General features: G+C 72.1%; 12 protein-coding genes. 6 read left to right on the plus strand and 6 right to left on the minus strand.

What is annotated here, in order from left to right:
• The first annotated feature begins 178 nt into the window (after positions 1-178).
• A complete protein-coding gene (locus OO67_RS19260) occupies positions 179-1405 on the plus strand; it encodes a cysteine desulfurase-like protein (RefSeq protein ID WP_033301986.1) in 1227 nt (408 codons plus the stop codon).
• A gap of 67 nt (positions 1406-1472) precedes the next feature.
• Here OO67_RS19260 and OO67_RS19265 read toward each other — a convergent pair whose 3' ends face one another.
• A complete protein-coding gene (locus OO67_RS19265) occupies positions 1473-2261 on the minus strand; it encodes an IclR family transcriptional regulator (protein ID WP_033301987.1) in 789 nt (262 codons plus the stop codon).
• 106 nt (positions 2262-2367) lie between these two features.
• Between OO67_RS19265 and OO67_RS19270 the strand changes: the two genes are divergently transcribed.
• The 3 genes from OO67_RS19270 to OO67_RS19280 all read left to right on the plus strand — a co-directional run bounded on the left by OO67_RS19270 (position 2368) and on the right by OO67_RS19280 (position 6160).
• Positions 2368-3330: a 5-dehydro-4-deoxyglucarate dehydratase gene (locus OO67_RS19270; protein ID WP_244300264.1), complete on the plus strand. Its 963-nt coding sequence runs from the start codon at positions 2368-2370 to the stop codon at positions 3328-3330.
• A gap of 117 nt (positions 3331-3447) precedes the next feature.
• On the plus strand, positions 3448-4785 hold the full coding sequence (locus OO67_RS19275) for a gluconate:H+ symporter (protein WP_033301991.1): 1338 nt from the start codon (positions 3448-3450) through the stop codon (positions 4783-4785).
• A gap of 46 nt (positions 4786-4831) precedes the next feature.
• Positions 4832-6160, plus strand: a complete 1329-nt coding sequence (locus tag OO67_RS19280; protein WP_033301992.1) for an enolase C-terminal domain-like protein — start codon at positions 4832-4834, stop codon at positions 6158-6160.
• A 292-nt stretch (positions 6161-6452) separates the two neighbouring features.
• Here OO67_RS19280 and OO67_RS19285 read toward each other — a convergent pair whose 3' ends face one another.
• Positions 6453-7451, minus strand: a complete 999-nt coding sequence (locus OO67_RS19285; RefSeq protein WP_051709558.1) for a hypothetical protein — start codon at positions 7449-7451, stop codon at positions 6453-6455.
• A gap of 193 nt (positions 7452-7644) precedes the next feature.
• On the opposite strand from OO67_RS19285, the gene OO67_RS19290 reads away from it, so the two are divergent.
• Both OO67_RS19290 and OO67_RS19295 read left to right on the plus strand, forming a co-directional pair.
• Positions 7645-9957 (plus strand): heavy metal translocating P-type ATPase, encoded by a 2313-nt coding sequence (locus OO67_RS19290; protein ID WP_051709560.1) that lies wholly within the window; start codon positions 7645-7647, stop codon positions 9955-9957.
• A 35-nt stretch (positions 9958-9992) separates the two neighbouring features.
• Positions 9993-10445: a flavodoxin family protein gene (locus OO67_RS19295; protein ID WP_033302240.1), complete on the plus strand. Its 453-nt coding sequence runs from the start codon at positions 9993-9995 to the stop codon at positions 10443-10445.
• 23 nt (positions 10446-10468) lie between these two features.
• Here the strand turns inward: OO67_RS19295 and OO67_RS19300 are convergent, their stop codons facing one another.
• The 4 genes from OO67_RS19300 to OO67_RS19315 all read right to left on the minus strand — a co-directional run bounded on the left by OO67_RS19300 (position 10469) and on the right by OO67_RS19315 (position 14173).
• Positions 10469-12406 carry an ABC transporter permease gene (locus OO67_RS19300; RefSeq protein WP_033301994.1) on the minus strand — a complete coding sequence of 646 codons (1938 nt, stop codon included), beginning with the start codon at positions 12404-12406 and terminating at the stop codon, positions 10469-10471.
• Between the two features lie 23 nt (positions 12407-12429).
• The gene (gene modA / locus OO67_RS19305; RefSeq protein ID WP_033302002.1) at positions 12430-13209 is read right to left on the minus strand and encodes a molybdate ABC transporter substrate-binding protein; all 780 of its coding nucleotides are present in this window, start codon (positions 13207-13209) and stop codon (positions 12430-12432) included.
• A 50-nt stretch (positions 13210-13259) separates the two neighbouring features.
• A complete protein-coding gene (locus tag OO67_RS19310; RefSeq protein WP_033302004.1) occupies positions 13260-13655 on the minus strand; it encodes a TOBE domain-containing protein in 396 nt (131 codons plus the stop codon).
• Positions 13656-13942: 287 nt separating this feature from the next.
• Positions 13943-14173 (minus strand): hypothetical protein, encoded by a 231-nt coding sequence (locus OO67_RS19315; protein ID WP_033302006.1) that lies wholly within the window; start codon positions 14171-14173, stop codon positions 13943-13945.
• Between the last annotated feature and the right edge of the window lie 97 nt (positions 14174-14270).

Raw genomic sequence — 14270 nt, forward strand, 5'->3', positions numbered from 1 at the left:
GTAGGCGGCGCGCACGCGGCACTCGTCGGCTGCGTCACGGACACCTCTGTGCGTACCGCCGCCGAGAGGGCGGGCAACCCCGGAGCGGGACCGCTCATCTGCCGCCCCGGGCGAAGGAGCGCGTCGGCCGCCCCGTACCGTTCCAGCCGCCCGCCCCTTCGCCTTCCCGGGAGCCCCCTTGAGCAGCGACACCGGCCGCACCGGCCCGACCCTCGACGTGCAGACGATCCGCGCCTGCTTCCCGGCGTTGCAGGCGGGTACCGCCCGCTTCGACGCGCCGGGCGGTACCCAGACACCGCAGCAGGTCATCGACGCGATCACCGGCGCCCTCAGCCGGCCGCTGGCCAACCGGGGGGTGCTCACGGAGGGCGGGCGCAACGCGGAGGCCATCGTGGCCGGCGCCCGGCTGGCCCTGGCCGACCTGCTCGGATCGGAGGCCGAGCAGGTCGTGTTCGGGCGCAGCGCCACGCAGCTCGTCTACGACCTGGCGCGCACGCTGGCCAAGGACTGGGGGCCGGGGGACGAGGTGGTGGTGTCCCGGCTGGACCACGACTCGAACATCCGGCCCTGGACCCAGGCGGCGGAGGCGGCGGGGGCGACGGTCCGGTGGGCCGACTTCGACCCCGCGACGGGTGAGCTCGGCTCCGAGCACATCGAGGCCGTACTGTCCGGCCGAACCCGGCTGGTCGCCGTCACGGCCGCCTCGAACCTCATCGGCACCCGTCCCGACGTCCCGGCCCTCGCGGCATCGGTGCACGCGGCCGGGGCGCTCTTCCACGTCGACGCCGTGCACTACGCCTCGCACGTCACGGTCGATCTGGCCGCACTCGGCGCGGACACCCTGGTCTGCTCGCCGTACAAGTTCCTCGGACCGCACCTCGGCGTGCTCACCGGGCGGCGGGAACTGCTCGACAGCCTGCGGCCGGACAAGCTGCTGCCGTCCAGCGACGCCGTACCGGAGCGTTTCGAGCTGGGCACGCTGCCCTACGAGCTCCTGGCCGGCGCGACGGCGGCCGTGGACTTCCTCGCCGGACTCGTTCCCGGCGCCGGAAGCCGGCGTGAAGCCCTGGGCCGTACGTTCACGGCGCTCGCCTCGCACGAGGACCGGCTGCGCGGACGCATCGAGGAGGGCCTGGCGACGCTGGACGGCGTCACGGTGCATTCCCGCGCGGCACGCCGCACCCCGACCACCCTGTTCACGGTGGCAGGCAGGAACCCGGGAGACGTCTCCCGGCACCTGGCCGGACGCGGCGTGGACGCACCGGCCGGATCCTTCTACGCGTGGGAGGCGTCCCACCGGCTCGGACTGGGTGCGGAGGGCGGTGTACGGGCCGGGCTCGCCCCGTACACGAACGACGACGACGTCGACCGGCTCCTGAACGCGCTCGACGTGCTCCGCCGCTGAGACGGCAAGCGCCCGCGGACGCGCCGGGCGTGGTGCCACCGGCGTGGTGCCACCGGCGTGGTGCGGATCAGCGCCAGTCGGGAGCGCCGGACGCGGGGGTCAGGACACTCTCGATCTTCGTCCGGATCTCCCGCATGACCGCCACGACCCGGCTCTCGTGCTCCTCGCTGAGCCGCGCCACCGGCACCGAGCAGCTGATGGCGTCGATGGCCGGTGAGTCGTACCGCAGGGCGAATCCGAAGCCCGCGATGCCCGTCACCGTCTCCTCGCGGTCGATGGAGTAACCGCGCTCGCGCACACCGGCGAGGTCGGCGAGCAGGGTGCTGCGCTCGGTGTGGGTGTTCTCCGTACGGGGCGTCAGAGGCCCTGCCGGGAGCGGTAGCCGGTCGTCCGGGCGCTCGGCGAGCAGGGCCTTGCCGAGCGCTCCGGCATGGGCCGGGATCCGGCGGCCGACCCGGCTGATGGTGCGCAGGTACTCGTGGGACTCGCGCGTCGCGAGATAGACGACGTTGGAGCCGTCCAGCCGGGCGAGATGGATCGTCTCCCCGAGCGCGTCCGAGGCCTCGTCGAGGTAGGGGCGGGCGGCGCGCACGTGCGGGTCGTTGTCCAGGTAGCTCGTGCCGGTGTGCAGGGCGCGGATGCCGATGCCGTAGAGGGACCCGGTCGTGTCGGTGCGCACCCAGCCGCAGTCGATGAGGGTCCGCAGCAGCTGGTACATGCTGCTGCGCGGTACGCCGAGTTCCTCGGCGAGTTCGTCCAGGCGGGCCGGCCGGTCGCCCCGGGCGGCGAGGAGTTCGAGCAGCGCGACGGTACGGGACGCCGACTTCACGCCCCTGACCCCGCTGTTCTCCTGCATGGCCACATCTTAAATCCGCGCCGTCACACCCATTGACCGCGTTGTGTTCACCCGCCTAACCTCCGTTCTCATACATGTACGCCATCTGCATATGAGGATGAGACTTGTGGAGCGGATCAATGCGGACACCGAACGCGTCGTCCAGCGGCTGCGGGACGGCATGGCGGGCGGGGTGCTGGCCTTCCCCCTCACCAGCTTCCGGGAGGACGGCAGCCTCGACCTGGAGTCGTACCGGGCGTATCTGACCGCCCAGGTGGCCACCGCGCCGGGTGCCGTGTTCCCGGCCTGCGGAACCGGTGAGTTCAGCGCCCTGGACGAGGACGAGTACCGCGCGGTCGTCCGGGCCGCGGTCGAGGTCGCCGACGGACGGCTGCCCGTGGTGGCGGGTACCGGCTACGGATGGGCTCAGGCTGTGCGCTTCGCCCGCATCGCGGAGGAGGCCGGAGCCGACGCCCTGCTGGTCATGCCCCACTACCTCGTCGCGGCCCCGCAGGACGGTCTCGTCGAGCAGCTGCGCCGGATCGCGGCCGGGACGTCGCTGCCGCTGATCGCGTACCAGCGCGGCCAGGTCACCTTCACCGCCGACAGCGTGCGCCGCATCGCCGGGATCCCCACGGTCGTCGGCCTCAAGGACGGGCACAGCGACCTCGACCGGCTCCAGCGCCTCACCCTCGCCGCACCCGACGGCTTCCTCTTCTTCAACGGCGCCGCGACCGCCGAGATCCAGGCGGGCGCGTACGCCACCGTCGGTGTTCCCGCCTACTCCTCGGCCGTCCACGCGTTCGCCCCGGAGATCGCCGACGCCTTCTTCACCGCCCTGCGGGAGGGCGAGGAGGCGGTGACGCGGAAGCTGCTGCGCGACTTCTACGTCCCGCTGGTCGAGCTGCGCGACCGGGTCCCCGGCTATGCCGTGTCCCTGGTCAAGGCCGCGGCCCGGCTGCGCGGACTGCCGGTCGGGCCCGTACGCGCCCCGCTCACCGATCCCGGGCCGGCCGATCTCGCCGACCTGGAGAAGATCCTCGACGCCGGGCTGGACCTGGTCGGCGCCGTCCGCCGCCGTACCGCCTGAACCGTCCCCCCACCGCTCCGCCGGACGGCTCCCGCCGGGGAGCCGCCGGGGGCCGGGCGCTTCGACAGTCCGACAGTTCGACAGTTCGACAGTTCGACAGTTCAAAGGGGAACTGACATGCCGCTCCTCGTGGTCGGGACCAGCGTTCTCGTGCTGCTGATCCTGATGACCCGTATGAAACTCAACGGTTTCGCCGCACTCCTGCTCGTCGCGGTAGGTGTGGCGCTGGTCCAGGGGATCCCGGCGATCGAGATACCCGACGTCCTCTCGGCGGGCATCGGGGACCAGATCGGCGACACGATGCTCACCATCGGCCTCGGCGCGATGGTCGGCAGGGTGATGGGCGACTCCGGAGCAGCCCAGAGGATCGCGGGCAAGCTGCTCGACGCCTTCGGGCCGCGCGGGGTCCAGGTGGCCATGGTGGTCACGTCGATGCTCATCGGCGTGACCATGTTCTACGAGGTCGCCTTCATCATCATCGTGCCCATCGCGTTCACCCTCGTCAGGGTCACCGGAGTGAACCTGCTGTGGGTGGGCCTGCCCATGTCCATCGCCCTGTCCACGATGCACAGTTTCCTGCCGCCGCACCCCGGCCCCACGGCCGTGGCCGCGACCTTCCACGCCTCCGTCGGGCACACCCTCTTCTACGGCCTCTTCATCGCCGTGCCGGCCGGTGCCCTCGTCGCGCTCCTGTGGCCGCGCCTGCCGTTCGTCAAGGCGATGAACCCCTCCATACCCAAGGGCCTGGTCAGTGAGCGCGAGTTCACCGACGAGGAGATGCCCGGAATGGGCTGGTCGCTGTTGGTGGCCCTCTTCCCGGTGGTGCTGATCGCCGGCGCGGCCGTGACCGACATGCTCGCCCCCGGCGAGAGTCCCTTCCTGCACGCCGTCGCCTTCATCGGCTCGGCACCGATCGCACTCCTGCTCGCCCTCCTCCTGGCGATCTGGGCGTTCGGGCCGCGGATCGGCCGCAGCCTCTCCGACGTCAGCGCCTCCTGCACCTCGGCGGCTCAGGCGATGGCGATGATCCTCCTGGTCATCGGCGCGGGCGGCGCCTTCAAGAACGTCCTCGTCGAAGGCGGGATCTCCGACTACATCAAGGACATCACCGAGCACTGGGCGATCTCGCCGATCATCCTGGCCTGGCTCATCGCCGCCATCCTCCGCATCGCGCTCGGTTCGGCCACCGTGGCCGTGGTCACCGCCTCAGGGGTGGTGCTGCCGCTCCTGGCCGGCAGCGGGGTCCACCCCGAGATGATGGTGCTCGCCGTCTCCTGCGGATCGATCGCCTTCTCCCACGTCAACGATCCGGGATTCTGGCTTTTCAAGGAGTACTTCAACCTCTCGGTCATCCAGGCGATCAAGGTCCGTACCGGCTACACGACGGTGCTCGCGGTCCTCGGTCTCGGCGGCGTCCTGGCGGCCGAGTGGGCCCTCGACGTCATCGGCCTCTGACGCCCGCCCCCAGCCCGCCCTCTCGCACCCAAGGAGACCGACCAGCATGAACCAGCCGACCATCACCCACTTCGCCGTCTATCCGGTCGCCGGCCGCGACTGCATGGAGCTGAACCTCTCCGGCGCCCACGGCCCCTTCTTCACCCGCAACATCGTCGTCCTCAAGGACTCCGACGGCCGTACGGGACTGGGGGAGGTGCCCGGAGGCGAGAAGATCACCCGGACCCTGCGGGATGCCGAGTCCCTGGTCGTCGGCGCGAAGGTGGGAGACTACAAGCGCGTCCTGCGTGAGATCGGGAGCCGCTTCGCGGACCGCGACTCGGGCGGACGAGGAGCCCAGACCTTCGACCTGCGGACCACCGTGCACGCCGTCACCGCGGTCGAGTCGGCACTGCTCGACCTGCTGGGCCAGCACCTCGACGTGCCGGTCGCGGCGCTGCTGGGCGACGGTCAGCAGCGTGACTCCGTAAGGGTGCTGGGCTACCTCTTCTACGTGGGCGACCCCGACCGCACCGACCTGGAGTACGTGCGCGAGCCCGGCTCCGACACCGACTGGTACCGCATCCGGCACGAGGAGGCCCTCACGCCCGGGGCGATCGTCCGCCAGGCCGAGGCCGCCTACGAGCTGTACGGGTTCCGGGACTTCAAGCTCAAGGGCGGAGTGCTCGCCGGCGCGGAGGAGGTCGAGGCCGTCCGCGCGCTCAAGGACCGTTTCCCGGAGGCGCGGGTCACCCTCGACCCGAACGGCGCCTGGTCACTGCGCGAGGCGGTCGAGCTGTGCTCCCCCCTGGTGGGAACGCTCGCCTACGCCGAGGACCCCTGCGGGGCGGAGGACGGCTACTCGGGGCGCGAGGTCCTCGCCGAGTTCCGCCGTGCGACGGGTCTTCCGACCGCGACCAACATGATCGCCACCGACTGGCGGCAGCTGACCCACGCCCTCGCCCTGCAGTCCGTGTCCATCCCGCTGGCCGACCCGCACTTCTGGACCATGCAGGGGTCGGTCCGCGTGGCCCAACTGTGCAACGCGATGGGTCTGACCTGGGGCTGTCACTCCAACAACCACTTCGACATCTCTCTCGCCATGATCACGCACTGCGGTGCCGCCGCACCGGGTGAGTACAACGCCCTGGACACGCACTGGATCTGGCAGGAGGGCCTGGAGCGGCTCACCGTCAGCCCACCGCGCATCACCGACGGCGAGATCGCCGTACCCGACGCGCCCGGGCTGGGCGTCGAACTCGACATGGACCGCCTCCTCGCGGCACACGAGCTCTACAAGAAGGAGGCGTTGGGGGCCAGGGACGACGCCGACGCCATGCAGTACCTCGTACCCGGCTGGACGTTCGACGCCAAGCGGCCCTGCCTGGTGCGGTAGGTCCTCCGAGGGCCTGGTCCGGACAGATGCCGTCCGGACCGGTGCACGGCCGTGTGCGTGACGAGCGGTGTCGGCCCGGCCGGTCCTCGCCGGCACGTCCGCGACCCGTCAGGAATCACCGGGTACGGGGGGCGACGGAGCCGACACCGGTCCGACGTACGCCTGTCGCTTCCCGCCCCTGCCTCCGCGGGAGGCGCCGGCCGACGCGCAGGACGCGTGGCCGGGTACGTCGAGGCGTGAGCGAGGTGCGGGGCGGACCCGGACCCCGTACCGCGCGGCTGCCGGGGGTACTTCAGTGCCCGTCGCCCGAAGTCGCTCCCCCGTGCGGGTCGTCCTCGTGCTGGTCCGCGGGGCCGTCCTCGTGGCCGCCCGCGGGACCGGTCGGACGAGGAGTCTCCGCCGCGGGCGGGACCGGGACGGTGAAGGCCGCCGTCCGGACGGTGCCCTCGTGCTTGAAGTCCAGGAACAGCCGGTAGGTGGCGGAGCTGGGCGCCGTCGCGGTGAACGAGACGTCCGGTCCGGGCTCCGTGGAGCCGTCACCGGCTTCGCCGCCGGGATGGACGTGGAGATAGGCCAGGTCGCCGGCGCGCAGGGCCACGAGATGTCCGTACGCGCCCAGGTAGGGCTGCAGATCGGTGACGGGCCGGCCGTCCTTCCGCACGGTGAAGGTGACGTGCTCGGGTACGCCGGGGCGGAGGGCGCCGTTCAGGGTGACCGTGTACCCGCCGACCGTGGCCGTCGGGGCGGGCTTCGGGAGTTCCGCCGCCTTGTACGGCCCGGACACGGCCAGGTCCGCGCCCAGCGTCAGGCCGGGGGCGTTGTAACCGGCCGGTGTGAAGTCGGCGAAGACGCGGTAGTCGCCCGCTGCGGGGAGCTCGACGGGAGTGCTCCACGTGCCGTCGGACGTCCGGGTGGGGTGCAGGTGGCGGTAGGTGGTCAGATCGCGTGAGGCGAGGATCAGATGGAGCTCCTTGTCGTGCTCACGCTGGAAAGCCGTCACCTGCCGGCCGGCCCGGTCGCGGATGGTGAAGCGCAACTCGCTCCGCTGCTCCGCCTTCAGGCGCGGGGTCGCGAGGTCGAGCGTGTAACCGCCTTCCGACACCTGGAGGCCGCCGGCGGGGGAGTCGGGGCGGCTGTCGTAGGCGTGCGGCGCGGCGCTCTCCGCGTGGTCGGGGCGTTCGGAGGGGGTGGTGCCGGTGCCGGGGCCGACGGTGAGCCCGATGCCGTAGGCGGCACCGAAGGACGCCGCGAGTGCGGCGGTGAACGCGGTGATCTTGGCGGCGGGGTTCATGACTGCTCTGGCCTCCTGGGCCTCCTGTGCGGAGGGCTCGCGATGGTCCGACACTCCCGAGCGTATACCCGGTAGGGGTATGAGCAAGCCGTCGGCCCGGACTTGCTCGCCATACGGGTGGGGGGTATACCTTTGGAGTTGGGCCGGATACCCATGAGGGGTATACTGGACCCGTTCGGACGAGGAGCGGCACATGACCCCCACGACTCCCGGCGCCGCCCGGGTCGAGCTCGCCATCGGCGGCATGACCTGTGCCTCGTGCGCGGCGCGGATCGAGAAGAAGCTCAACCGCATGGAGGGGGTCGAGGCCACGGTCAACTACGCCACGGAGAAGGCCGGAGTCGCCTTCGCGGAGGGCGTCTCGGTCGACGACCTGATCGCCACGGTCGAGGCCACCGGCTACACCGCCCGGCGGCCGGCCCCGCTCGGCCCCGCGCCCGGGGAGGCCGGTGCACCCGCCGACGGCCGGGGTGAGGACGAGCGCGCCGACGGGGAGCTGCGTTCCCTCCGCGAGCGGCTGGTCACCGCGGCTCTGCTCGCCGCGCCCGTCATCGCGATGGCGATGATCCCGGCCCTGCAGTTCGAGTACTGGCAGTGGCTCTCCCTCACGCTCGCCGCCCCTGTCGTCACCTACGCGGCCTGGCCCTTCCACCGCGCCGCGTGGACCAACGCACGCCACGGTGCGGCCACCATGGACACCCTGATCTCGGTCGGTACGTCGGCCGCGTTCCTGTGGTCCCTGTGGGCGCTGTTCTTCGGCACGGCGGGGATGCCGGGTATGACGCACCCGTTCGAATTCACGATCACCCGCAGTGACGGGGCGGGGAACATCTATCTGGAGGCCGCCGCGGGTGTCACGGCCTTCATCCTGGCCGGCAGGTACTTCGAGGCCCGCTCGAAGCGCAAGGCGGGTGCAGCTCTCAAGGCGCTCATGGAGCTGGGCGCCAAGGAAGTCACCGTGCTGCGCGAGGGCCGGGAGCTCACCCTGCCGACGGCCGGCCTGCGGGTCGGTGACCGCTTCCTGGTCCGGCCCGGCGAGAAGATCGCCACGGACGGGACGGTGGTCGAGGGCTCCTCCGCCCTCGACGTCTCGATGCTCACCGGCGAGTCGGTCCCCGTCGAGGTCTCGGCCGGTGACTCCGTCATCGGCGCGACCCTCAACGCCGGCGGCCGCCTGGTCGTCGAGGCCACCAGGGTCGGCACCGACACCCAGCTGGCCCGGATGGCCGCTCTCGTGGAGCAGGCCCAGAGCGGCAAGGCATCCGCCCAGCGCCTGGCCGACAGGATCTCCGCGGTGTTCGTACCGGTCGTCATCGGGCTGGCGCTGGCGACGCTCGGTTTCTGGCTCGGCTCGGGAGCCGGACCGGCCGCCGCCTTCACGGCTGCCGTCGCCGTACTGATCATCGCCTGTCCCTGTGCCCTGGGCCTGGCCACTCCCACCGCCCTGCTGGTCGGCACCGGACGCGGCGCCCAGCTCGGCATCCTGATCAAGGGGCCGGAGGTCCTGGAGACCACGCGCAGGGCCGACACGATCCTCCTCGACAAGACGGGAACCGTCACCACAGGCCGTATGACGCTGCTGAAGGTCCACACCGCCGGGTCCGCGGACGAGACCGAAGTGCTCCGCCTCGCAGGCGCGTTGGAGAACTCCTCCGAACACCCGGTCGCCCGGGCCGTCGCCGAAGGCGCCGCCGGGACGGTGGGGGAGCTGCCCACTCCCGAGGACTTCCTCAACGTCCCCGGCCTGGGCGTCCAGGGTGTCGTGGAGGGCCACACGGTCCTCGTCGGCCGGGAGAAGCTGCTGGCCGAACGGGCCATCGGCCTTCCCGACGAGCTCGTGACCGCCAAGGACGCGGCGGAGAAGGACGGGAGGACCGTGATCGCGGTGGCCTGGGACGGCGAGGCGCGCGCGGTCCTGGAGGTCGCCGACACGGTCAAGGAGACCAGTGCCGAGGCCGTCCGGAGGCTGCGCGCCCTGGGACTGTCGCCCGTCCTGCTGACCGGCGACAACAGGGCGGTAGCAGCGTCGGTCGCGGCCCAGGTGGGTATCGACGAGGTCATCGCCGAGGTCATGCCGGAGGACAAGGTTGCGGTCGTCAGGAAGCTCCAGGCGGAGGGCCGCAGCGTCGCCATGGTCGGCGACGGTGTCAACGACGCCGCCGCGCTGGCCCAGGCGGACCTCGGCCTGGCCATGGGGACGGGGACGGACGCCGCGATGGAGGCGGGCGACCTGACCCTCGTCCGAGGGGATCTGCGGGTGGCCGCCGACGCGATCCGGCTCTCCCGCAGGACGCTGGGCACGATCCGCTCGAACCTGTTCTGGGCCTTCGCCTACAACGTGGCGGCCCTTCCGCTCGCCGCGGCCGGCCTGCTCAGTCCGATGATCGCCGGGGCGGCGATGGCCCTCTCGTCCGTGTTCGTCGTCGGCAACAGCCTCCGCCTGCGTGGTTTCCGCGCCGCCGACGGAGGCACCGCCGACGTCCCCGCGCCCCGCGTTTCCCGGTGAGGCACGGGCCGGGCGAGCAGGTAGGTTCGACGCTCGTGGCCACTTTGCTGATCGTGCATCACACGCCCTCGCCTAACTGCCAGGCACTGTTCGAAGCGGTGGTCTCCGGCGCGACGACGGAGGACATCGAAGGCGTGAGGGTCGTGCGGCGGGCCGCACTCTCCGCCACGGCCTCCGATGTCCTCGCCGCCGACGGCTATCTGCTCGGCACCCCGGCGAACCTCGGATACATGTCGGGAGCCCTGAAGCACTTCTTCGACCAGGTCTACTACCCCTGCCTGGACGGGACGAAGGGCCGGCCCTTCGGCTACTACGTGCACGGCGGCAACGACGTCACCGGCGCCGTGCGGGGCATCGAGACCATCACGACGGGCCTCGGCTGGCGCCGTGCGGCCGACGCCGTGACCGTCACCGGCGAGCCGGGCAGGGCCGACACCGAGGCGTGCTGGGAACTGGGTGCCACGGTGGCCGCCGGACTGATGGACTGATGGACTGATGGACTGACGGGCCCCTATCGCGGGACGAGGGTGGCCTCGGTCGCCTTCACGCTGGTCCAGACCGGCACCCCCTCGGCCAGGCCGAGTTCGGCAGCCGCCTGCGGGGTGATCTCCGAGACGAGGTCGGGGGCATCGGTGGAGGAGACGAGCACGCGCAGCCGGCTGCCACTGGTCGTGATCTCACGGACCGTACCCGGCCAGACGTTGCGCGGACTGCCGCTCGGCCTGCCTCGGTGCACGGAGACGGCTTCGGGGCCGATGACCGCGAGGGCGTCAGTGCCGGCGGGCAGCGGCTCGGCGGCGACGAGGTGCCCCCCGCCGGAGAGCCGGAGGCCGTCGGTGGTGGCCGTGCCCGGCCAGGCGTTGCGGCCGAGCATCCGGGCGACCCAGGGGGAGCGCGGATGACGGGTGACCTCGCCGGGCGGCGCGTCCTGCAGCACCCTCCCCTCGTCGAGCACGAGAACGCGGTCCGCCAGCGAGACCGCTTCGACGGGATCGTGGGTGACGATCAGGCAGACGCCCCCGAAACCGTCGAGGTGCGTCCGAAGGGTGTGGCGTACCCGTGCACGGGTGGTCTGGTCGAGTGCGGCGAGCGGCTCGTCCAGAAGCAGCAGCCGGGGGCAGGCGGCCAGCGCCCGGGCGAGCGCGACGCGCTGGGCCTGGCCGCCGGAGAGCTGGGCGGGCTTACGGCCGGCGAGGTGGCCGACCCCGAGGCGGCCGAGCCACCGCAGGGCGCTGCGCCGGGACTCCGCGTGCGGCACACCGTGCGCGCGGAGCCCGTAGGCGGTGTTGGCCAGGGCGGAGAGGTGCGGGAAGAGGGCGCCGTCCTGCGGTACCCACGCGACGCCCCGCCGGTGCGGGGGCAGGCCGCTGACGTCCGTGTCCCCGAGGCGCAGTGCGGCGTGGGCACGCGGCGTCAGGCCGAGGAGCGCGCGCAGCAGGGTCGTCTTCCCGGCGCCGTTCGGGCCGACGACGGCGATCGTCGTACCTGGTTCGGCGTCGAGGGTGAGCTGGTCGAAGCCGGTGACCTCGGCGTGCAACGACCAGCTCTCACGGGGCGCGGGGGGCGCGGCCGGGGCGGGCGTACCGTCGTCGGGCGGCTCCGGGCCGGGCTCCTCGGCGGTACGGTGCGAGGCCTCGGCGGAGCGGGGCGCGCCGGCCCAGCGTCCGCGCAGGGCGACGAGCACCGCCATGGCGATGGCGAGCAGGAGCAGCGAGACGGACGTGGCCGCCTCGGGGGAGTCCTGGAGCAGCAGATACACCTGAAGGGGCAGGGTCTGTGTGGTGCCCGGCAGATTGCCTGCGAAGGTGATGGTCGCGCCGAACTCACCCAGTGCCCGTGCCCAGGTCAGTGCCGCGCCCGCGGCCAGGCCGGGGGCGACCATCGGCAGGGTCACGGTGAGGAAGACGCGTACCGGGGAGGCGCCCAGGGAGGCGGCCGTCTCCTCGTACCGCGGATGCAGGCCGCCCAGGGCGCCCTCGAGGCTGATGACCAGGAACGGCATCGCGACGAAGGTCGCGGCGAGGACCGCGCCCGAGGTGTGGAACGGCAGGGTGACCCCGAAGGTGTCCTCGAGCCATGGCCCGAGGAGCCCCCGCCGCCCGAACGCCAGCAGGAGTGCCACGCCTCCGACAGTCGGCGGCAGCACCATCGGCAGCAGGACGAGCGAGCGCACGAAGGCCTTGCCGGGGAAGTCGACGCGGGCCAGCAGCCAGGCCAGGGGCACGCCCAGCACGAGCGAGAGCCCGAGCGCCCAGGCGGAGACGAGCAGCGACAGTTTCAGGGCCTGCGTGGTGCCGGGGCTCGTCAGGTGCGCCCCGAGCTCGCCCCAGGACGTGCGCGCCAGGATGCCGGCCAGCGGCAGCATCAGGAAGACGACGGCGAGCAGTGCGGGCACGGCCAGGGCGAGCGGGGGACGGGGGCCCGACGAGCGGCTGCGGAGCTGTTTCATCGTGTCTCCCTACGGACCGGGCGTCACGGCTTCTGGAAGCCCGCGTCCTGGAGGATCTTCTGTGCTTCGGGCGTGGAGAGCCAGGACACGAAGGCGGCCGCGGCCTTGCTGTCCCCGGACGACTTCAGCGTCGCGGCCGGGTAGGCCGCGATCGCGTTCTGCGCGTCGGGGATGTCGATCGCGTCGACCTTGCCGGTGGCGGTGGCGGCATCCGTCCGGTAGACGAGACCGGCGTCGGCCTCACCGAGCCCGACCTTGCTGAGGACGGCGCGGACGTTGGGTTCCTGGGAGACAGGCCGCACGTCGATCCTCTGGGCTTCCAGGATCTGCCCGCTGTAGCGGCCGGCCGGCACCTCGGGCGCGGCAAGGACCACCTTGAGCGCCGGACCGGCGAGATCCGTCAGGCTCTCGACCTTCTCGGGGTTGCCTTCTCCGACGGCGATGACCAGGCGGTTCTTCGCGATGACCGTCGGCTTGCCGGTGTCCGCCGCCAGGCCGTCCATCGTCTTCGTGTCGGCGGTGACGAGTGCGTCCGCAGGCGCGCCCTGCCGGACCTGGGCGGCGAGTTCCTGAGACCCGGCGAAGGAGAACGTCACCTCCGTGCCGGGGTGCTCGTTCTCGTACGCGGCGCCGGCGGTCGCGAAGACGTCGGTCAGCGAAGAGGCGGCCAGCACGGTGAGCTTTGTCCCCGGCCCGGCGGAGTCCCTGCCGTCGTCGCCGCTGCCGCACGCGGCAAGGGTGGCGAGCAGAGCCGCCGACAGGACGGCGACGCCGGCCCGGCGGCCGGTGGAGGGCAAGGACATCAGGGCAACTCCTCGGTGAGAACCGCCGCTCGCGGGCGGCGGGTGCCGCGTCAGGTGCGGTCGATGTGCACGCTGGTCGACTTCACGCGGGCCGTGGCCCGCATGCCGACCTCGAGGCCCAGTTCCTCCACGGCTTCCCGGGTCAGCAGCGAGACGAGGCGGTGCGGGCCGGCCTGGATCTCCACCTGGGCGGCCACGTCTCCGAGCTTCACCGCGGTGACGATGCCGGGGAAGGCGTTGCGTGCCGAGGTGTAGGGGACCTCGCCCTCTCCGGGCCCGGCCTGGGCGACCTCGACCGAGAAGGCGGCCAGGTCTCGGCCGTCGATGAGGCGTCGCCCGCCCTCGTCGCGATGGGTCGCGACACGGCCGGCGTCCGCCCAGCGGCGGGCGGTGTCCGGGCTCACGCCGAGAAGACGGGCCGCCTGCCCGATGGTGTAGGACTGCATGTGCGACAGAATATGGGGACAGTGCTCGCATTTACAATGCAGATGCGTCGTTTACCTCGTGGATGCGAGTGGCGGTGGGCGGCCCCGTCGAGTGGGGTGCGAGGGACGCGAGGCGGAGCACGCAGGCGTCGGTACCGCGAGGGGCAGCATCAGGAGACGGCGCAGCACCCCGGCGGCATCCCAGGGGACGGCTTCCGGCGGAGCCGCCGCGGGAGGCGGAGCGACACCGCGCAGGGCGCGAGCGGCGGCGGTGCCCCGCCAGCGAACGCCGGCCGCCTCATGACCCCTCAGTGCGGTTTCCAGTGGAGCTTGCCGCCTCCCACCCATCTGATGGCGGACGGGTCGTCGAGGTCATGGACCGGAACGCCTGCCGCCGCGGCGGCGATCAGCACGTCGGTCATGGCGGTCGCGCTTCCGATCACCTCTCCGTCGATCTCCACGATGCGGAACGGCGGATCCCCGGGCTGCACGGGCAGGACGGTGATCCGCGGGGCCGAGGCGTAAGGACTTTCAGTCATAGGCGGATCGGTTCCACGCGGGCGCTCACGGCATGCCCGAAGACATCACCTGTGAGTCGAATGCCCGATTTAAGGTGCTTTCTTAAATTAATCCCGT

The organism is Streptomyces atroolivaceus (genome assembly GCF_000717025.1).
Taxonomy (GTDB): domain Bacteria; phylum Actinomycetota; class Actinomycetes; order Streptomycetales; family Streptomycetaceae; genus Streptomyces; species Streptomyces atroolivaceus.

Bases quoted from the DNA above. Each gene is read 5' to 3' on its own strand.
- OO67_RS19265 (WP_033301987.1), bottom strand. From the start codon at position 2,261: ATGCAGGAGAACAGCGGGGTCAGGGGCGTGAAGTCGGCGTCCCGTACC.
- OO67_RS19275 (WP_033301991.1), top strand. From the start codon at position 3,448: ATGCCGCTCCTCGTGGTCGGGACCAGCGTTCTCGTGCTGCTGATCCTG.
- OO67_RS19280 (WP_033301992.1), top strand. From the start codon at position 4,832: ATGAACCAGCCGACCATCACCCACTTCGCCGTCTATCCGGTCGCCGGC.
- OO67_RS19285 (WP_051709558.1), bottom strand. From the start codon at position 7,451: ATGAACCCCGCCGCCAAGATCACCGCGTTCACCGCCGCACTCGCGGCG.
- OO67_RS19290 (WP_051709560.1), top strand. From the start codon at position 7,645: ATGACCCCCACGACTCCCGGCGCCGCCCGGGTCGAGCTCGCCATCGGC.
- OO67_RS19300 (WP_033301994.1), bottom strand. From the start codon at position 12,406: ATGAAACAGCTCCGCAGCCGCTCGTCGGGCCCCCGTCCCCCGCTCGCC.
- modA (WP_033302002.1), bottom strand. From the start codon at position 13,209: ATGTCCTTGCCCTCCACCGGCCGCCGGGCCGGCGTCGCCGTCCTGTCG.
- OO67_RS19310 (WP_033302004.1), bottom strand. From the start codon at position 13,655: ATGCAGTCCTACACCATCGGGCAGGCGGCCCGTCTTCTCGGCGTGAGC.
- OO67_RS19315 (WP_033302006.1), bottom strand. From the start codon at position 14,173: ATGACTGAAAGTCCTTACGCCTCGGCCCCGCGGATCACCGTCCTGCCC.